At 45.0% G+C, this 22,604-nt stretch carries 5 protein-coding genes; 3 read left to right on the top strand and 2 right to left on the bottom strand.

All coding sequences use genetic code 11. The features are described 5' to 3' along the window. Positions 1-2 precede the first annotated feature (2 nt). Both thrB and thrA read right to left on the bottom strand, forming a co-directional pair. Positions 3-998 (bottom strand): homoserine kinase, encoded by a 996-nt coding sequence (thrB, locus tag J1N51_RS04190; RefSeq protein ID WP_208832731.1) that lies wholly within the window; start codon positions 996-998, stop codon positions 3-5. Beyond that, entirely contained in the window at positions 998-3,565 is a 2,568-nt protein-coding gene (thrA, locus tag J1N51_RS04185; protein ID WP_208832730.1) for a bifunctional aspartate kinase/homoserine dehydrogenase I, read from the bottom strand. The genes thrB and thrA overlap by 1 nt, the downstream gene beginning before the upstream one ends. 415 nt (positions 3,566-3,980) lie before the next feature. On the opposite strand from thrA, the gene J1N51_RS04180 reads away from it, so the two are divergent. The 3 genes from J1N51_RS04180 (at position 3,981) to J1N51_RS04170 (ending at position 22,566) form a co-directional block, all read left to right on the top strand. Next, positions 3,981-7,718 (top strand): hypothetical protein, encoded by a 3,738-nt coding sequence (locus J1N51_RS04180; RefSeq protein WP_208832729.1) that lies wholly within the window; start codon positions 3,981-3,983, stop codon positions 7,716-7,718. Positions 7,719-7,836: 118 nt separating this feature from the next. Beyond that, the gene (locus tag J1N51_RS04175; protein WP_208832728.1) at positions 7,837-8,994 is read left to right on the top strand and encodes a hypothetical protein; all 1,158 of its coding nucleotides are present in this window, start codon (positions 7,837-7,839) and stop codon (positions 8,992-8,994) included. Positions 8,995-9,258: 264 nt separating this feature from the next. Further along, complete coding sequence (locus J1N51_RS04170) at positions 9,259-22,566, top strand: VCBS domain-containing protein (protein ID WP_208832727.1); 13,308 nt, start codon at positions 9,259-9,261, stop codon at positions 22,564-22,566. Positions 22,567-22,604: the final 38 nt, after the last annotated feature.

The raw sequence follows: 22,604 nt of genomic DNA, 5'->3' as shown, positions 1-22,604 counted from the left end.
CATTACTCCTTTTGATCTGCAGTATCTATTGATCTGCAGCCTTGATTATCTATTTTACAAATGTGTGAAAAACCACTTAGCTGGCTCTCTACGTAATTTTGCTCTAGGTATGTTTGTGCCTCTTCAGCTAGAGCAAGGTTGTCGGTAACGGCAAAGAGAGTTGGGCCACTACCAGAAATTCCAGAGGCTAGGACGCCGATGTTTTGTAATGCTTGTTTGGCATTAACAAAACCAGGAATTGCTTCGGCACGGGCAGGCTCTGCGATAACGTCCACCAATGCTTTGGCGGCCATTTCCGCATTTCCGCTATGGCTTGCATGGACAAATTGAGCGAGGCGTTGCATCGCTTCTAAACTAGTCTGTAAAGCGCACTGTTTTGGCAGCAACGACCGCATGGTTTTGGTCGACAAAGAATGGCCAGAATAAGCAACAATCCAGTACCAATTAGGGATTGCAGGTATAGAAGAGCTGACTTCTTCAAGATCTGTCAACATCAGCTGCAAACCACCTAAAAAGCTCGGGGCAACATTGTCATAGTGAATTTCTCCACTAATTTTACCTTCAAATTCGCCCATCAGTTTGAGCAAGTCTGAGTTGCAAAGTACATCGTCAAATGCAAGATTAAGTGCCTTTAAGGTCGCTACGACTGAACTTGCGCTAGAGCCTAGGCCACTGCCAACTGGCAGGTTCTTGTCCAAGGCAAGCTCAAGTTGGTATGGCTGTTTGGTGACTTGCTCCAAAAAGTATCGAGCGCACATGACAACAATGTTTTGTTCAGCTTCTACTGGTAATTTGTCCGCAAATGGGCCGTTAATTAACAAACTGACTTGGTGAGTTTGAGTGTTATCAACTTGATGACTCGGTAAAGGGTGACATACCTTAACATGAACGACATCACCCAACAGCTCTCCAGTTATGGGTTGAATTGCCGCACCTAACAAATCAAAACCAACACTGACATTACCAATCGACGCTGGGGCATAAACAGAAACCACCATTAATGTACCTCTTTTTGCCAATTCTGAGTTTTTAAAATGTCAGAAAAAATACCCGCCGCCGTAACTTCATTACCTGCACCATAGCCGCGGATGACATAAGGAATAGGTTGATAATACAGAGTCGTAAAGGCTAATGCGTTTTCTCCACCTTTTACGCTATACAGTGGATCATGCGGTCCCACTGCTTTTAGACACACACGAGCGCGTGGACCATCTTCGCTGTTGGTGATTTCGCCGACATAGCGCAATACTTTGCCTTGGTCTCTTGCTTTAGAGACAACCGTCGAAATTGCGTTATCGACCTGCGGGAGATTATTCATAAATGTTTCGATACTGCCACTTGCGTCAAACTGTTCTGGTAATAATGACTCCAGCTCAATGTCTGACATTTCTAGGTCTAGTCCCATTTCTCGAGCCAAAATCAATACTTTGCGTGCGACATCCATACCACTTAAATCATCACGAGGGTCGGGTTCGGTAAAGCATTTTTCTTTGGCTTCTTTGGTCGCTTCAGAAAACGGTTTTCCTTCGTCCAACAGGCCCAAAATAAACGACAAAGACCCAGACAGAATACCGTTAAATGCAATTACCTCATCACCTGCATGTTGCAGCTTTTTGAGATTATCAATTACGGGTAGTCCAGCACCAACCGTTGTCTCGTATAAATATTGACGGTGGTGACTCAATGCCACGTTCTGAAGTTTGTTATAAAACGACAAAGACTGAGTATTGGCTTTTTTATTAGGTGTAACGACATGGCAACCCAACGACAGCGCTTCTAAATAAAGCTTAGGAACTACATCACTGGCCGTACAGTCAACAAAAACGGGATTAACAAACGGCTGTTTTTTGGCCCATGTCACCAACTCGCTTCCTTGGTAGGGCTGAGCGTTGGATTCAAATAAATGTTGCCATTGAGATAAATCAATTCCATCTTTGTTGAGCAGGGCTTTTTGTGAATTAGCGATACCACAAACTGACAGGTTTACACCTTTTTGTTTAAGGCGTTGTTGCTGTTGTTTTATTTGTTGCAACAGGGCGTTACCAACATTACCAGAGCCAACCAAAATAACTTCAATAGGATGTTGTGAAATAAAGAACGCAGCATGGCTAGCACTTAACCCGACACCGGCTTCGGTGGTTTTAATTACTGCAGAAATTGAGCGTTCAGATGATCCTTGAGCAATGGCGATAATATTCACGTTGGCATGAGTTAAGGCCTCAAAAAACTTAGCTGCAATACCACGATTGGTCTTCATACCGTCACCAATCACTGACAAGATACTCAATGATTTCTGCCAGCGAATAGGGGCTAACAATCGGTTACTTAATTCTAATCTAAACTCTTTATCTAATGCTTTTTTAACTTTGTCGGCAACCGCTTCATCAACACAAAAAGACAAACTAAATTCTGAGGAGCTCTGCGTAATTAGTGACATTGAGCTACCTGTTTGGGCTACCGTCGCCATTATGCGGCTCGCCATACCAACCATACCTTTCATTGCCGGACCAGAAATATCAAACATGCATTGGTGATCTAAGTTTGAGATGGCTTTGACCAATACTGGACGAGTTGCCTTAGAGGATTTTTCAGACTCTAAAGTTTGGGCCTTTTGATTATCTTGGTTCGACACTACGGTGCCACTGGCACTCGGGTTGTTGGTGTTTTTGATGATACAAGGAATGTGAAACTGAGCCACAGGTGCGATGGTCTTAGGGTGTAGTACTTTTGCACCAAAATAAGAGAGTTCCATCGCCTCTTCGTAACTTAAATAGGCAAGGACAGATGCCTGTTTAACTAAGCGAGGGTCAGAGTTGTATATCCCATTTACATCAGTCCATATTTCACAGGACTCAGCGTTTAGGCAAGCTGCGAGAGCTGTTGCTGAATAATCAGAGCCATTGCGACCAAAGGCGACGACTTCACCGTTTTCATTGACGCCAGAGTAACCCGGCATGACCCAGATGGACGGCGCAGATGCATTTGTGCGTGCTTGAGCGAGTTTTGACTGCCACTGTGATTTTGCTAGTTTTTGACTGTGAGGAATATGAATTACGGCATTGAGGTAATCATCGCTCTCTGAAATCAAAAACTGGGCGGGGTTTAATCTCCCCACTTGTTTTTGCAAAAACGCTTGTAAATACAATTGCAGTAACTTAGCCATTAGCTGCTCACCACTTGTGTATATTTGCGCTTTGATTTTGTCAGGACAAGCGCCCAACAGGGCAACACCTTGGCAGCGGTCAGACAACCACTTGTGGTATTTTTCTAACTCTGTATTTATCTCATTTAAACGATCACTGAGTTGTGTTTGTTTTTTTATCTCAAAACGTTGTACACATCCGCTATGTAACTCATTAAAAATAGATAAGATTTGCGAAATAGGAGCGGACCACTGTTTATTAGCTACTGCTGTATCTACTGCTTCTACTAAGCGGTTCGTTACACCTGCAGGTGCAGAGCACACAATTGCACTAGGACCCGATTGCTCTGCGATTATTTTTACTACTTTTTCGACCATGCCGTCATTCGCAAGTGACGAGCCGCCAAATTTCATTACTTTCATATCTTCTCCGGTGTTGCTTACCGATCAAATTGCAAAGTCCTGAAACAAAAAAGCCCGCAATTCGATAAGGAAGCGGGCTTAATTGATTGATCTTAGGTACTAAAAATCCGCCGCCATGACCGTGGTGGTCGTGGTGGTGGTAATTCGGTTGATTGTTGCATTTGCAAATTTCATATTTTTACTTTTGCTTTAATCACTTAGTTTGTCAAGCTTAAATTTGGACAATTACTCTAATTAAATTTTTGTGTCCTTTAGACGGTTTTTTAGTTACCAAATAAGTTGCGAAAATCGAAAAATGGTAAACACTAAATGATTGCGTACATCTGTGTTGTTAACACAGTTCAATCAAATAAAAGACCGGTGAGCATCGTAGTTAGGAAGTGTTGCTTGCTGACTCATATTAAGGAAGGTCATTATGAAAGTCTTTAAATTTTCCAGTGTCTTAGCAGCTCTCATCATAGCGGGCTGTGGAGGCAGCGATGACGATCCAGTGGCGGATACGCCAGATCCTCAACCCGAACCCGTTCAAACCTCAGTTTCAGGCAAAGCCGCTAAAGGTACTATCGCCAACGGTGTACTTAAAATCTATAAATACGTTGATGGGGTAGCGACCGAGGTTAGTTCTGATGAAATTGTCGAGTCTCAAGTCACCTCAGATGCTCAAGGTAATTACACTTTTACCCTTATAGACTACGAAGGTCCGGTAAAAGTCGAAGTGGGAGTCTCATCAGACGCTTCAGCTGCAACGACCATGGTATGTGATGCGCCAAGCGGCTGTGGTGATGTTGCCTTTGGTGGGGTTATCGACCTCACTGCAAGCTCACCTAATTTTAGCTTGGCATCGGTTACAAACATTGAGTCTGGTCAAGCCGCCAAAGTTAATGTTACACCTCTGACACACATTGCAACGGCGTTAGTAGAAGCTTCAGGGACTGTGTCTGCTGATATGATTGCTTCGAAAAAGTCAAAAGTAGCAAACACCTTTGGAATTCAGGGAGATATTTCGGCCCTTGACCCCACTCCATTAGAGAGTAATCAAGATGTCGCGAGCGAAGACAACGGCGAGGAGTTGCGATACGGCCTGATTAATTCTGGTTTAGCCCAAGCGTTGTATTCCGGTGGTGGAGACATCAGTGAAAAGTTAGCCGCGGCGACGGAAGACTTGGTTGAAAACGACGGCAATATGCTTGCTGAAGACGACGGTGATGATCAGTTTGAGTTTAACCTATCGGCAGTTTTAAATGGTGCCGCAGATGCGGCAGTGGTCGTTGCCACCAATTTACAAAACGACTCCACTATTACCAACGGCACTGAAGTGGCCGGTGAATTGGAACAAATGGAAACTGAGCTAGAAAATGAAGCTGAATACAGAGTGGTGCTAGCGGGCGAAGATGGTCGGACAAACTCCGAAGAGGAGGAAACGACAGAGGGTGATGCCGTTGAGCTGGCAAAAGCCATGGTCGATGACGTTCGAGTGTTCAAAAATTTGTTTGACGAAGACCATGCATCTAATGCGGCAATAACGGCCCAGGGTGATGAGTTTGTCGCTTTAATAGAAGATGCCGGAGATATGATTGAGCTTGAGGAAGATAACTTTACCTTACTGGCTCAAGTATCAGATGCCATGACCGAGATCACTATGGCAGACAATGGCACGACTACCCAATTTGATTTGGCTAACTACGTCACCGTAGAGGGCGTGACAGGTACCATCCTGTATGATGAAGAAAATTACCTGTTTAGTGTGCAAGCCACCACAACGTCACAGCAATCACTCAACATAGACGCTGCACTTTCATTGGCAGAAGATGGTGAGTCAGTCACATTTAGTCTCGAAGGTACCATGGAGTCAGCGAATGCCAAATTTGCCATCAAAGAGGGCAGTGGCATCGTTGTTAATCTGTCAGAGTCTGTGACTGAAGAGCAATTAGAGTCAGGAGATACAGACGTTGAAATCACGGCTGGTAGCCTAATGTTAGACGTTGAGTTGAATCAAAAAGCCACATCAACGGTCATTAACCCGGTAACCTTTAACGGTAAGTTGAGTGCAGAGCTGGTAATGGTTGACGTACCTGTCCTAAATTGGACTCACGTTGACTTTGACAGTTGGCTTGACCGTCAATTAGGGTATTTCCCGCTTTACGAGCGTGACGTAGAGCAGATGCCGATCCCTGATAAGATAATGCTTTCGGGGACATTCTCTTCACTAGAGGGGGCGGAGTTGTCAGCGACGCTGACCCTAGATGTCAAAGAGCCTGGTGCTTATGAGCCTGTCGGTTTAGATACAGATACGGGAGCATTACTCGAAGACGCAGTCCGTTTTGTGTCCGTTAGTGATGACGGCAATGTTGCTAGCTACAGAGACAACATCGATTTTGTTGATGACGAAGACTTTGAATCAACTGTGTACACATACACAGATTTAACCGATGGAGCGGAAGAAAAACATCGGGTTCTTAGAAGAGATACTTCCTATAAAGGGGAGTGGTTCTACACTGGCTTCTACGAGTTCAAATATGGCAAAGAGCAACAAACAGACGGCACATCTATTGATGTGGCAGTAAATCGCCAAGTGTTGTTCAGCTCAAATGTAGTTATTGTTAATACCACGACAGTAACAGCAGTAGACAGTAACGGTGATGGAGTAACGGACTTTTATTCCTTCATGGATCAGAACATGGTCAATCAGCTAGAGACGCCTGCTGAATTTTCGTTGGAAAGTGCGTTTGATGAAAACGGTAATATTGCCATTTACACTGAGTTAGTCTCGACTAATGAATTTAATTATGACGTCTCGGCGGATAAGTCATTTAAAGAGTTTTTGGAGTTTTGGTTTAATGGCTATCAAGTCAATATCAGTAGTGCCTTGGATGCTATTGCATACTCAGCTCGAAATGATGAACACTACGCGAATTACTACCTATCAGGTAAAGGTCTGGTACGAGAAAACAGTGACGACTACCTTGCGTTAGTGACTGGTGCTGATGATCAGCCAATCAGAGGTGTGTTAGTTCAGCCTCGAATTGACAATGCCATGACTTTCACAATTGCAGAAGATGACTCGAGCTTCAATATAGACTTATTGCAGCAAGCCAATTTCAATGTAACAACAGCGGTTGAAGATGATTTATCTTTGGATTACGACCTTAACTTTAACAGCAGTTTGTATTCGTTAACTATGACCGTTGATAGTGAAGTTGAGGCTTCGACGACGGAAGGTATGCCAAATACTTTTGAATATAAAGTTACTATGATGCATGAGTTTGAGGGCAACTATGAACCTCAGCATATGGCCTCTATTCTTAGGTTTGAACCAGTTGACTACGACCAAGATGGTGTCTACGAGTGGGAAGCGCATGTTACAAGAGGTGAGCGCTTTAACGAAAATGGCGAAATAGAAGCCCATGACGGCGGCATAGTATATGAAGGCATTGAGGATTATGAATACCTAGTTCATACCTTCAAAATCGAGTATGGCATTCAACTTATTCCAAGCGTAAAGGCCGACAACATGGCTACAGGCGTTGCAAAACGTATGGTTGAGCAGTCTTATTTGTCGTTTAACCGTGGATTGGAAGACAGATATAGCTACACCACATACATGCAAATGTTTGAGTGGGCACAGTATGATGGCTACGGACGAGTGTCTCAGTTTGAGCTAGCCTTAGAGGCAGACAAACATCTTGATTTTGAAGCAGGTTTTAGTGGCTCGTATTATGCGCATCTAGTAGAACCAGAAAACCTCGAAGGCTTGGAAAATGAAGAGACCTATCTTGATGTTTCTGCCAGTTTAGCCGTTGGGTTAACCTTGCAAGACTACGAAGTCGACTTAATGTTATCTGCAAACCGCACCGAGTTAGATGATGGTAAGTTTGAACTTCGTGTTAACTACAAAACACCTGATGCCGAGGCTCAACGGTCATTTAGGGTCTTTGTCAATTCTACAACGAGCGACACATTCTATGCGGCTAATGCTGAAGGGGTTGTATTGAGTGTTACTGAGCCGGAGGAAGAGCCGACCGGTGATGAAGAAGTCATTATTGGCGAGATAAAAGTGGGTGCTAATGCCGTTTTGGCCGCCGAAGTGGTCAAGCGTGGCGATGCTATTTTTATCAAGTACAAAGATGAAGACGGTACGGTGGAAACATTATAATTTGATTTATTAAATATAAATCTCATAGCTATTGGCACTAAAAGGACAGGCGTGGAAGGTATATCATTTGATAGTTAATACTTGTAACACGTTGTTGAGCAAGGAGGCTCCCCAATATATGAATGCCACCAAAATCTTTCCAAACAGGTCAACAGAAAAAGTTCGCAGTCATTTTTTTGTGTTGACCTTTGTTTGCTTGTTTGTTCTTTTTTTCTTCAACTCTGAAGTTAGGGCAGCACCAGATACAAAAAAGGTTTTGAGCTCATTTACCAGTTTTAATGCCAATAACCTCCACCCTGTTAAAGCAATTTTGGATGATGATTGGCGCTATAGGATCAACCAAGATGCGGACTATGGGGTATCACAAACTCAGTTTGAGCTGGGTTACCAGTTTAACCAATGGCAAGTTGGCGTTGGCTCTAGAATTGAACATTATTTGGTAACCAACTCGGATTCCGCTAAGTTATACAAGTACAGCAAAACACAGTTTCCACAGAGCCTAGCAACGCAAGGCACCAGTTTCGACTTGGACATACAATACAAAATGTTAAGAGCGCGAAAACTGTGGTTGGCTCATTTATTCGAATACGGTCACAACTTGAGGATCACCAACAAATTTAACTATTGGGATCCAAGAGCTTTCAGAGAAAGTAAACTTGTTGGTTTGGTCAATTACGATGGTGCTACAACTGGTTTGGCAACAATGGAAGAATCCTACACTCATAAAAACTTACTCAAGCGGCCCGACCAAAAAAATTGGAATAATGGTCAGGGTTTCAGTTGGGACCTGTTTTTACATTGGCAAATTTCAAAAAATACAATGGTATCGATAGACTTGATTAATTTATTTAATCAAGTGGATTTTGATGGCGTTGGTTATAGCAAAGGTGAGCTCAACAGCTCGACAACGTATCGCGATGAACAAGGTATCCTCAGGTTTAACCCAAATTATCGAGGAGTTGAACAAGAGATTACACAACGTCTAAGAATGCCAACCGAGCAAAAAACAACGGTAAGTTATGCATCGGGTTCACTTCAATATTTTTTGGAACATCATAATCACCATCTGACTACAACAACTAAAATGGGGATTAGCAAATATGCACGTTGGGCGGACTCTGAATACAAGTTAGAGCTTGCTTATGAAGCACGTCATAGTGCTCTCCACTTGGGAGTTAGCAACGAGTGGCTTTCTTTGGCAATGATGTCTGATGATATTAACTTGAGCGAGGCTGAAGTCATAGAGCTTACTCTCTATGCGAAGTTTAGGTTTTAAAAAAACTGTCTTGCCGCCGCGTTTTTCCGTCGGGCGACAAGACAGAGGAGTGGCCTGGGAGGCCTAAGAGTCGGTTTGATGTTTCAAATCAATGACGCTATTAAAAAACAAATTCTTTTGCTTGCATAGACGGTAAATACCTGATCCTCCACCTAGGGGAATCTCCTAGTGCTTTTCTGCATGTCCTAATTACTTACTTGTGAACATCCTTACTACACTTAGTGGTGTGAAATATTACCCAATTAAGTATCGTCAGAGGTGTCTATGGAAAACTTGATTCAACTAGTCGTAAGCGGTCAAGTAATCGAAATTAGCGGTCAAGCCTTCATCAGAAATGAAGAAGGCGAGCTGGTTCCACTTGAATTACAACAAGGCTTGGTCGGCGGAACAGATATCATACTTATTGATGATGCTTACATCCGTATCGCTGCAGAAAACGGTGAAGAAATCATTTTCGATGCGGACAATCCAGATGGGTTAGTTTATAACTCTGGTCTTGATGATGACACAGCTCAAGAAATTGCCGATATTCAGTCATTAGTGGAAGGTGATGAAGACGGCGAGCTCGAACTTGAAGCAACGGCAGCAGGTCAAGGCGGTCAAGGCGGTGGCCAAGGTGCCCCAACAATTGATAACAGTAATCAAGAAACGTTGGCTTCAAGCCGTTACGATACTAATTTAGAAGCGAGCCAATCAAGCCAAGGTGCTCCGCAAAACCAAAATGAAGACCCGTTAGACGGAAGTCCTCAAGCCAACTCAGACTCAGCGTCTGTAGCTGAAGATAATTCAATTACGGTAAATGTTTTAGAAAACGACTCTGACCCCAACTCAGATGAAATCACATTAGTTGATGCAGTTGCCGAAAACGGTACAGTTGAGATAAACGAAGACGGTACCATAATTTATAACCCTAATGAAAATTACAACGGCACCGACATTGTTACCTATACAGTAACAGACAGCACTGGAGAAACCTCAACAGGGACTTTAACCGTAATTGTAACACCGGTTGATGACCCAACGATTATTCAGCAAACACCGCCTCCGACCATTCTGGCGACCGATGTTGATGCGCAAGGTCAAGTTATTGCTACCGATGTTGACGATCCAGATTTGACGGTAGTACCAACCACGATCGTTGGCACATATGGTGAGTTTACGATTGATGAAAATGGTAACTGGACATATACCGTTAACGAAGATGCAGCAGCAACGTTAGCGGAAAACGAACTCGTTAATGAATCATTCACGGTTACCTTGTCCAATGGTGTGACTACCGTTGTTCAAATTAACATAAATGGCACAGATGAGCTTCCGGTTGTTAGTTTGGGCAGCGGAACATTAGTAGAAGACGAGGTTTCAGAAGTCAGTGGCCAATTAACAGCGGAAGATCCGGACAATCCAGATTTGGCTTTTGAGGCAGAAACGATTAACGGTGTTTACGGTGACTTGACGGTTGATGCAGACGGTAACTGGACTTTTGTTGCGGGGCCAAGAATACAAACCCTTGCCGACGGTGAACAACAAACTGAAACATTTACTGTGACTTTGACTGATGGCACAACAACAACGGTCACGATCAATTTAACTGGCTCTGACGATCAAGCTGTCATTTCTTCTGGTTCAGGCAGTGTTGTTGAGGATACCCAGCCAACGACGTCTGGCCAGTTGACAGCGTCAGATGCTGACAATCCAAATTTAACCTTTGTTGCAGAGACGATTACAGGTTTTTACGGTGAATTAACGGTTGATGAAACAGGAGCTTGGACTTTTGTTTCTGGCCCAGAAATCCAAGGACTAGCTGAAGGTGAACAACAAACTGAAGTCTTTACTGTCACTTTAAGTGATGGTTCGACAACAACGGTAACGATTAACCTCACTGGTACCGACGATTCACCAGTTGTAACCGTTTCGACGGATACGGGTACAGAGACAGAGGGGACGAGCGGAGATAGCGGAGGCACAAGTGGGTCTGGAGGAAGCTCAGGTGGCACGACTGGTGGCACAGGCACAAGCGGCGGTACCGCGGAAGTAACAGATGAAGAAGACTCAACGGCAAGCGGTACTGTCACCGTTTCAGACCCTGATAATCCTGAGCTGGTGGTTGTTGCCGAAACGATTACCGGTGAATACGGTGAAGTGGTAGTCGATGAAAATGGTAACTGGACTTTTAATACAACAGAAGGCACGCGAGAGTTAGCGGAGGGAGAGCAGGTCTCTGAAGTATATGTAATCACACTTAGTGACGGTTCTACTATCAATATTACCATCAACATCACGGGTACCGATGATGCGCCTGTCATAACGGCAGACACGGGAAGTGTTGTCGAAGATGTACAACCTTCGACAACTGGGCAATTGACGGCTTCGGATGCGGATAATCCTAACTTACAATTTGTCGCTGGATCGCAAACTGGAGCGTACGGAGAGTTAACAGTGAATGCCGATGGCAGTTGGTCTTATGTGCTCAATAACAATGCACAAGCCCTGGCTGATGGCGAAGTTCAAACCGAAACCTTCACGGTGACGTTGACGGATGGAAGCACAACTACGGTGTCGGTCACGGTGACAGGCACGGATGAGGCACCTGTTATCAGCGCCGATGTTGCAAATATTACAGAAGATGTAACCACTACAGCATCTGGTCAACTAACGGCGTCAGACGCGGATAATCCAAATTTGGTCTTCGTAGCAGAAACGATTACAGGTCAATACGGTGAACTTACCGTCGATGCAGACGGCAACTGGAGTTTTGTTCAAGGTCCGGGAGCTCAAGCGCTTGCTGGAGGTGAGCAGCAGTCGGAAGTGTACACAATCACACTCAGCGATGGCAGCACCACCACTGTGACGGTCAATATGACGGGCACCGATGATGCACCAGTGATTTCAACAGCGACTGCTAATGTCACTGAAGATAGTGCACCAACTGCGTCAGGGCAATTAACCGCATCTGATGTCGATAATCCTAACCTTACATTTGTTGCAGGTACAATTACTGGGCAGTATGGTGAAGTCACCATAGATGCCGATGGCAACTGGACCTTTACCGCTGGCCCAGGTGCGCAAGCACTTGCCGGAGGCGAGCAACAAACCGAAACCTACACTATTACGTTAAGTGATGGCAGTACTACAGAGATCACGGTTAACTTTACTGGTACCGACGATGCACCGGTAATTTCAACGGCAACGGGCAGTGTGGTAGAGGACACTCAACCAAGTGCGAGTGGTCAATTAACGGCGACAGATACAGATAATCCTAATTTACAATTTGTTGCTGGTTCCCAAGCAGGTGCATACGGTGACCTCACGATAGATGCCGATGGTAATTGGGTATATATATTAAACAACAATGCACAAACTTTAGTCGAAGGCGAAGTTCAGTCTGAAACCTTTACCGTGACATTAAACGATGGCAGTACCACAACCATTACAATGACAGTAACAGGTTCAGGTTCTGACCAAGCTCCGACAATTTCTACTGGTCAGGCAAATGTTACCGAAGATTTGAGCCCAACGGACAGTGGTCAGCTAACTGCAACTGACCCTGACAACCCCAGTTTGGCATTTGTTCCAGAAACAATTACTGGACAATACGGTGAACTAACTGTCGATGCTGACGGTAATTGGGTATTTACCGCAGGTCCAGGTGCTCAAGCGCTTGCTGGCGGAGAAGTACAAACTGAGGTTTATACAGTTACTTTAACAGATGGTAAAACAACGACAGTTACGGTTAATTTAACCGGTAATGACGATGCGCCAATTATTGGAACAAGTTCTGGCTCCGTAACGGAGGACAGTCAACCGTCAGTATCAGGTACGGTTAGTGCGTCAGATGTGGATAATCCAAACCTTGCTTTTAATGCAGGTCAACAAAACGGCACGTATGGTCAGTTAACTATAGATGCAGAAGGTAACTGGACTTACACCTTAGATGAAACGGCTTCTAACTCACTACAAGGTGGACAGCAAGATACTGAAACATTTACCGTGACCTTAAATGACGGTAACACCACAACGATTCAAGTTTCGGTTACTGGTACTGACGATGCACCAGTGATTTCAGCTGGGGTAGCGACGGCAAATGAAGACGATGCCAATATTTCAGGTCAGCTCACAGCGGAAGATCCAGACAATCCGGCGCTGGCCTTTGTTGCGACAAACCAAGTGGGCGTGTATGGTGAATTATCTGTCGATGCCGCTGGTAACTGGGTTTATACGCCAAACGCCAATGCACAGACGCTGGCCGCAGGTGAACAGCAAGAAGAAATTTTTACCATTACGCTTAATGATGGCAGTACCACAACTGTGACTGTATCTGTTGTTGGCAGTGATGATGCGCCAATCATTAGTACAGCAACTGCAAATATTACAGAAGACACTGCACCAACCGCATCGGGTCAATTAACTGCATCTGATGTTGATAACCCAGACCTCGCTTTTGTTGCAGGCACTATCACTGGTCAATATGGTGAAGTAACCGTTGACGCGGATGGCAATTGGGTCTTCACAGCTGGGCCAGGTGCTCAAACTTTAGGTGGTGGCGAAACAGCAACTGAAACTTATACCATTACTTTGAGCGATGGTAGTACAACGTCAATAACGGTGAACTTTACTGGTAATGATGATGCACCGGTCATTTCAGCTTCGACTGGGAATTTAACCGAAGATGCAGCGCTTAATGTATCTGGACAAATTAGCTTTAGCGACGTCGATAACCCTGATATGGCAGCGGTACCTAATACGTTTGTAGGTGCTTACGGCAGTTTGACGGTTGATGCTGAGGGGCAATGGACGTATACACCCAATGCTAATATTCAAGCACTCGCCGCTGGCGAACAACAAACCGAAACTTTCACTGTTACTTTTAATGACGGTAGTTCGACAACGGTTCAAATAAACCTAACCGGAACTGATGACGCTCCAGTCATCAGTACTGCGACTGCCAACGTGACTGAAGATAGTAGTCCTTCAGCAAGCGGTACATTAACTGCAACCGATGCAGACAACCCTGGTTTGGCCTTCAATCCAGTTTCTTTAGCGGGAAGTTATGGTGATCTAACTATTGATGCCAATGGCAATTGGACCTACACCTTAAATGGTGCCGCACAGACTCTAGCGGGTGGTGAAGTCCAATCAGAAACCTTCACAATCACTTTGAATGACGGCAGCTTAACAACTATTTCTGTGAATGTGACAGGTACAGATGATGCTCCTGTGATTTCAACTGGTACAGCGTCCGTAACAGAAGACACGAACCCAACGGCAAGTGGTCAGTTAACGGCGAGCGATGTTGATAATCCGAGTTTAGCTTTTGTGGCTGAAACAGTCGTTGGGGCATATGGCTCAGTGACCGTTGATGAGACGGGGGCCTGGACATTTACTGCAGGCCCGGGTGCACAGGCGTTAGCAGGTGGCGAAGTACAAACTGAAACATATACAATCACTTTAAGTGACGGTAGTACCACTACTATCGCCATTACTCTTACGGGTACCGATGATGCACCTGTGATCAGCACTGGCTCGGGTTCTGTCATTGAGGATACGGCGCCAACCACCTCTGGTCAGTTAACAGCAACGGACGCAGACAACCCTGGACTGGCCTTTAACGCTGGGACCTTGGTTGGTACCTACGGTAGCTTAACGATTGACGCTGCCGGAGCATGGAGCTTTACCGCCGGAGCGGGAGCAGATCAATTAGCTGAGGGTGAAGTACAAACAGAAACCTATACAGTTACACTGAACGACGGCAGTACTACAACGGTACAAATTACCATTACTGGTACCGATGATGCTCCAGTTATCAGCTCGGCAGTTGCTGCTGTGACAGAAGATTCGGATCCGACTGCATCTGGTACTTTAACTGCAACTGATGCGGATAACCCTAATCTACAATTCTTTGCCGGCACAATTGGCGGTACTTATGGCGACCTAACCATCGACAGTGCAGGTAACTGGAGTTATACCTTAAACAATAACGCTCAGGCTCTAAGTGGTGGTGAGCAAGCCCAGGATGTGATCACTGTTTACTTAAATGACGGTAGTACAACGACAGTAACGGTTAACATTACGGGAACCGAAGATGCACCTGTCGTGTCGGTTGGTGTTGGTGTGGTCACAGAAGATACTACACCTAGCGTCAGCGGTAACTTGTCAGTTACAGATGTAGATAGTCCAGACTTATTGTTTGTCGATACCACAATAAACGGTACTTATGGTGACCTAACCGTTGATGCCAACGGGGCTTGGACCTATGTTCTGAATGCAGCTGCACAAGCACTTGCTGGTGGTGAAGTCCAAACGGAAGTCTTCACAGTATTTCTACAAGATGGTACGTCAACAACCGTAACAATTGATGTCAACGGTACTGACGGTGTGCCTGTGATTTCTACAGGTATCGGCGCCGTAGTTGAAGATATTACGACGTCAGTTGGTGGTACATTAACTGCAACCGACGAAGATAATGCCGGGTTGTTGTTTAATGCGGGTATTCAAAACGGTTTATACGGTGACTTAACAGTAGATTCAAACGGGGTTTGGAGTTACCAGTTAAACGCCAATGCAGAAGCTCTAGCTGGTGGTCAACAAGAAACGGAAATTTTCACCTTAACACTGACTGATGGCAGTACGACCACAATTCAAATTAACATCACAGGTACTGATGATCTTCCAGTGATCTCAGCAGGTGTTGGTGTAGCAGTTGAAGGTGTGTCACCTACGGCCACTGGCACACTAACGGCTACAGATGCCGATAACGGTAGCTTGGCTTTTGTAGATGCGTCAATTGATGGTACGTACGGTACGTTGACTATCGGGACTGACGGTACTTGGAGTTATACACTTAATGCAAACGCTGAAGTATTAGGCGCGGGTGAAACTGATAATGACATTATCACGGTTACGCTAAGCGATGGCAGTACAACCACAGTCAATATTACTGTTACCGGTACTGATGATGCACCTGTCATCTCGACAGGCGTTGGTGCCGTGATTGAAGATGTTTCCCCAACAATCACCGGAAATCTAACGGCTTCGGATGTTGATAATCCTAGTTTGTTATTTGTTGATGCAACGTTAAATGGCACTTATGGCGACTTAACGATAGGCTCAGATGGCGCTTGGAGTTATGCACTTAATGCAAATGCACAAGCATTGGGCAGCGGTGACAATGAGACTGAACTGTTTACCGTGACGTTGAGCGACGGTAGCACCACAACAATTCAGATCAGCGTTCAGGGTACAGATGACTTGCCAACCGTATCTGTTGGCGTAGGTGCCGCAATTGAAAACGTTACGACGAATGTATCAGGTACCTTGACTGCGGTTGATGTGGATAACCCACTTCTTGAGTTTACTGCAGGCGTACAAAATGGTGTTTACGGTGACTTAACGGTTGATGCCAATGGGGTCTGGAATTATCAACTCAATGCCAACGCCGAAGTATTAGCAGGCGGTGAGCAACAGACTGAGGTGTTCACCGTGAGCTTGAGCGACGGCACGACGACTACAGTTTCGATTACCGTCACTGGTACTGATGATTTACCGGTTATCACAACAGGCGTCGGTGCCGTAGTTGAAGATGTGTCTCCAACTATCACTGGCAATTTAACTGCATCCGATGTTGATAACCCAGCCTTACTGTTCTTGGATACAACGGTAAACGGCACTTATGGTGACCTGACCATCGGAACAGACGGCAGTTGGAGTTATGCTCTAAATGCCAATGCTCAAGCTTTACAAGGTGGTGAAACAGGAACTGAGTTACTGACTGTTCAACTAAGTGACGGCAGTACAACGACCATTCAAATTACAGTAACAGGTACTGATGATTTGCCTGTCATCACTGCTGGTGCGGGTGTCGTATTTGAGGATTCTCAACCTTCTATTTCAGGCAATGTCAGTGCGACTGATGCAGATAATCCAGATTTGGCTTTCTTGGAAGCCACCATTGTCGGTTCTGAAGGCACATTAACGATTGATGCAAATGGCGCCTGGACTTACACCTTGAACCCAGGTGCTCAAACATTGTCATTGGGTGAGGTCGTAACCGAAACGTTCAACGTGACACTCAACGATGGTAGTACGACACCTATTGTTATCACCGTAAACGGTGAAAACGACCTTCCTGTGATCAGTAGTGCTACTCGTTCAATTACTGAAGACGTTGACTTGAGCGTAGGCGGGCAATTGACGTATACCGACGTTGATAGTTTGGATGTTCACACTTTTGTAGCCGAAACATTAGTGGGTACCTATGGTTCTTTGACAATTGATACCGCGGGTAACTGGTTATATACACCAGGTCCGGGTATTGATGCTTTGGCAGCTGGTGAACTGCAATCTGATGTCTTTACAGTAACCTTGTCCGATGGCAGTCAGTCGACCATTCAAGTAGATATTACAGGTACTGATGATTTACCGGTTATCAGCACGGGTGTTGGCGCTGTTGTTGAATCTATCACTCCTAGTATATCTGGCACGTTGACCGCAACAGATCCTGATAACAGTGACTTGGCGTTTTTGAATACAACTGTTAATGGTAATTATGGCTTGTTAACTATAAGTTCGAACGGTGTCTGGAACTACGAGTTAGATGCGAGAGCCGATGCACTTGCAGCAGGTGAAACTCAAACCGAAGTGCTAACGGTGCAATTAAACGATGGCTCTACCACTAATATTACCATTACTGTAACGGGTACAGATTCGCTACCAGTTATTTCCACAGGGACTGGCAGCTTGATTGAAGATGTTGCGACGACGGTGACAGGTGTTCTTACCGCTGTTGATGCAGACAACCCACTGTTAGAGTTCGTTGGTGGTGTTTATAACGGCTTGTTTGGTGACGTGACTATTGATGCAAGCGGTGCTTGGTCATATGTCGCTAACGCAGCTGCTCAAACACTCGCGGCTGGTGAAACCGTAACAGATGTGATCACGGTCAACCTCAATGATGGAAGTGTTGCAACAATTGAAGTCAACTTGACGGGTAGCAATGATATTCCAGTTATCACACCTGTTTTGGATAGCATCCTAGAAGGTGGCCTAGCGATCAGTGGCAACATAGATGTTGTTGATGTCGATGTGTTAGATGTTAATGTCTTTGTCCCAACTACATTAAATGGCTCTTACGGCATCCTAACAGTCGATGCATTAGGCAATTATACCTACACACCAACGGCAGCAATCGAAGGGTTAGCGGATGGTGAAACCTTCACCGAAAACTTCATCGTAACGCTCACTGACGGCACTACAGGTAATGTTCAAATAGATGTAACCGGAACCAATGATATTCCGGTAATTACGCCTGTTTTAGCCAGTATTACAGAGGGGGCTCTATCGATATCGGGTAATATCGATGTGGTTGATGCCGACTTGGCTGACGTGAATGTGTTTGTTCCGGATACTCTCAATGGTACTTACGGGGTGCTAACGGTGGATGCGTTAGGCAATTGGGTATACACGCCAAGTGCCGCTATTGAAGGGTTAGCCGATGGTGAAACCTTCACCGAAAACTTTATTGTTGCTCTAACGGACGGTACAACAGGTACGGTTCAGATTGATGTAACAGGCACAAATGACATACCGGTTATCACACCAGTGCTAGCCAGTATCACTGAGGGTGCTATAGCGATATCAGGTAATATCGACGTAGTTGATGCCGACTTGGCTGACGTAAATGTGTTTGTTCCTGATACGCTCAATGGTACCTATGGCATCTTAACGGTGGATGCGTTAGGCAATTGGGTATATACACCAACCGCCGCTATTGAAGGGTTGGCCGATGGTGAAACCTTCACCGAGAGCTTTATTGTTGCTCTTACGGACGGTACTACTGGTACAGTTCAGATAGATGTGACAGGGACTAATGATGTACCAGTAGTGACTCCAGTGTTGAGTTCATTAACGGAAGGTGCACTTTCAGTATCTGGCTCAGTAAATGTTGTGGATGCCGACATTGCGGATGTAAACCTGTTTGTACCAGAGACGCTAAATGGTACTTACGGCAACTTGACTATTGATGCGTTGGGTAATTGGGTATATACACCAACGGCCGCTATAGACCAGCTGGCCGACGGACAAGCTGCGACAGAAGTGATTACCGTAAGTTTACAGTCGGGTGAGACAGGTATTATCACGATCAACCTATTAGGTACTGACGATGCGCCTATTATTTCAACAGGCGCAGGCTCCATTGTCGAAGGTATTGACCTCAATGTTGCAGGTAGTTTGACTGCTACTGATGCTGACAATCCGTTATTGGCATTTGTTCCTGCGACGTTAGTGGGTAGTTATGGTTCGTTAGTCGTCGATGCTCTTGGTAACTGGATTTATACCCCGTCAGCATTGTTAGAAACTTTAGCTGATGGCCAACAAGAAACGGAGTTGTTTACAATTTCTCTTAACGATGGCAGTACGACTACAGTAACAATAGATTTAACTGGCTCTGACACCTTACCTCTGATTTCGTCTGGCACGGGTAGTGTTTTTGAAAACGCATTGCCTGTAGTTGCAGGTAAGTTGACAGCAGATGATCCAGACGGTCCAAATCCAACCTTTGTCCCAGTTACGCTCAACGGTACCTATGGCGATCTTGTATTGTCATCCAATGGTCTATGGACTTACACCCTGAATGCGAACGCAGAAGCATTAGGCGCAGGGCAGTCAGCTAACGACATCTTTAATGTGTTCTTGTCGGATGGATCAAGCACTAACATCACTGTAGCGGTCAACGGTACGGATGACTTACCGGTTATCTCAACCGGTTCGGCGACTATTTCTGAAGATGCGAGTGCAGCAGTGACAGGGCTATTAACCGCCACTGATCCAGACAATCCATCATTGACCTTTGTGCCAGATACTCAAGCAGGTTTGTTTGGTACCTTTAATATAGCGAGCGATGGCACTTGGTCATATGAAGTTGATACCGCTGCTCAGTTCTTAAAAGGCGGTGAAGTTGGTACTGAGGTGTTCCAAGTACAGTTGAGTGACGGTTCTATTACTCAAGTTCAAGTGGATGTCCAAGGCGACAATGATAGCGGCCTTGTCCTAAGCTTATTGGGTCTTGTTACTGGCTTGTTGGGTGTTGTTATTGATGGCCTCGGTAACATTGTAACAGCAGCGGGAACAACGATTACCGATGCGTTATTCAACGTGGCAGGGACATTAACAGAGCCAGATCCAAACGATCCAACTCTGTTGTATGTGGCAACCGAAATAACCGGTGATTACGGCACATTAATTGTCGATGCAAGTGGTGCGTACAACTTTATTGTTCGCTCTGGCGCGTCATTAATAGGTGTTGACGAGACGCAATTACAAGCTTTCCGTTTGCCATTGAGTGACGGTAGTTTTGCGACTTTACAACTTGAGTTGACCGGTACTTCAGATATTCCTGTCGTTTCTCAGGTCACTTCATTTGTTATCGAGGACGTATTACCTGATTTATCTGGACAAATTGCTGTTCAAGAGCCTGGTACCGGTAATAGCGTCTTGTTAGTTGAAACAGTGGTTTCTGGTGCGTACGGAGACCTAACGGTTGCAGCCGACGGAACTTGGGACTTTACCTTAAATGCGGCTGCACAGGCTCTAAGAGAAGGTGAGCAGGTATCAGAGACCTTTGATCTTCCGTTAGTTGGTGGCGGCACCACATCACTGGTTCTTAATATTTTAGGCCAAGATGATGCACCAATTATTGACGTAGGCACAGGCTCTGCGGCTGAAGACACTATTACATCCGTATCAGGTAAACTCGATGCAATAGACGTTGATAACCCTAACTTAGAGATAATTGCAGACGTGATTGTTGGTGCTTATGGTGACTTGACCGTTGATAGTGCAGGTAATTGGGTATACGTCTTAAATGAAGGTGCTCAAGCATTGGCCGAAGGCGAAACTCAGTACGATGTCCTTACTGTTAATTTGTCAGATGGCAGCACCACGACAGTGACCATAGGTGTAACTGGGTCTGCCGACGCTCCATTGGCTATTGAAACATCAGTTTCGACCAATGACTCCACACCATATGTATTTGGTACAGGAGACTTCCCTTATACAGATGCCGAAGGCGATACCCTGTTAGCGGTTAAAATCACTACACTACCAAGTGATGGTGAGTTAAGACTGAACGGTAGTTTAGTGGTAGTAAATCAAGAGATATCATTAGCGGATATTGCAGCTGGAAACCTAGAGTATATTCCTGATTCAGGCATTTCTGTGTCACTGTTAGACTTGATAGAGGTTCAATTGACGGATGACGGAGTTAACTTTGGTAATACCGTACCGTTAAATATTAATGTTGCGCCGACCGTTGTTACCGCAACGCAAAATATCAAATCGACCAAACAAACTGCGGTTTCAATGGATGAACAAGCCGTTGCAGGTGAGGCTATTACCTCTGTCCAAACCAGCTTGACAGAAACGTTAGTTTCTACGGGTTCAACCTCTCAGGGTATCCAAGAGGGCGAGTGGACTGTCAAAGATATGGCTGGCCGAGAAAAAGTGAAAGAAGTGACGAACCTTCCGCTCACAAATGAAACTCAGAACTATGAGATAACTGCTGAGCTCAATCCACTAGGAGATATGGAAGCAATGTCGGCGTTTAAGTATGCCATTTTGTTTGGTGGCTTAGGGCCGAATGATTATTACACCGCCGAAGTAAGTCCAGTAGAGGGAACCGAGCATTCATTGAACCTGAGTCTTATCCATACTTCAGGAGGTATTGATAAGTTGCTTGTAGAGCTTGAACCATTTGAGTTTATTCGCTCTCCGGCTGAAACACTTAGTGTTAAAGTGAATGGAGATACAGGCTCGATAACAGCAACTGCTGGGTTGTCTCAGGTGGTTGCAAAGTTAGATAGTGTTCCACTTCTGAAAAATATTGCACTGTACTCAGAGCTCGAAGTTAATGATGTGTTCAAAACTATTTCGATCGAAGAGTTCGGAGCTTATGAGTACAACTTAAACGTTACTCCAGAGCTAACGGAACAATCACTGGCAGACGACGTCGAAATTTTAGTGACTGGTTTACCTGCTGACGCAAGGTTTAATGTTGGTGAGCCGCAACTGAATGGAGCTTGGAAGTTCAGCGCGCAAGAAGCAAATGCACTGAGCTTTGAGAGTTCGTCTCGGGTCGATACCTTAGAAGTTCAGGCAGGTCTAACTTCTCATGCAGAATCCAATTCTTCTACTAAAATTATAAGCTTAGTGAATACTGATAAGCCAGTGACGGCCGTAGATGAAGTCGAAGTATTTAAACTTTTGGCTCACTCTGACACGGAACTCAACAGTTTTACACTGGAAAATTTTGATAGTGAAAGTGGTCTTGACGGCGCTTTAGAGCACCTTGACCTTAGTGACTTACTGCCAGATGCAGTGGTCAATGAGCAAGATCCGTTGAGTAACTACTTATCTGTCTCTGTTGAAGGCAATGACACCAAGATAGTCGTTGATGCAAACCAAGATGGCAAAGTGGAATCAGAAATCACCTTATCAGGTGTTGATTTACTTAGCATGTACGGTGGCAATGACGACGTCGTTAAAACCTTATTAGACGACAGCATTACCAAAAACGATTAGCGTTATAACTGAGTGGTTAAGCCTGCAATGAGGAAGTA

This window comes from Psychrosphaera ytuae (assembly GCF_017638545.1).
Classification (GTDB): Bacteria; Pseudomonadota; Gammaproteobacteria; order Enterobacterales; family Alteromonadaceae; genus Psychrosphaera; species Psychrosphaera ytuae.
This window is presented reverse-complemented; position numbering and strand designations above follow the sequence as displayed.

What these genes read in the sequence shown, in the direction of transcription:
- thrB (WP_208832731.1), bottom strand. Translation starts at nt 998, where the DNA reads ATGGTGGTTTCTGTTTATGCCCCAGCGTCGATTGGTAATGTCAGTGTT.
- thrA (WP_208832730.1), bottom strand. Translation starts at nt 3,565, where the DNA reads ATGAAAGTAATGAAATTTGGCGGCTCGTCACTTGCGAATGACGGCATG.
- J1N51_RS04180 (WP_208832729.1), top strand. Translation starts at nt 3,981, where the DNA reads ATGAAAGTCTTTAAATTTTCCAGTGTCTTAGCAGCTCTCATCATAGCG.
- J1N51_RS04175 (WP_208832728.1), top strand. Translation starts at nt 7,837, where the DNA reads ATGAATGCCACCAAAATCTTTCCAAACAGGTCAACAGAAAAAGTTCGC.
- J1N51_RS04170 (WP_208832727.1), top strand. Translation starts at nt 9,259, where the DNA reads ATGGAAAACTTGATTCAACTAGTCGTAAGCGGTCAAGTAATCGAAATT.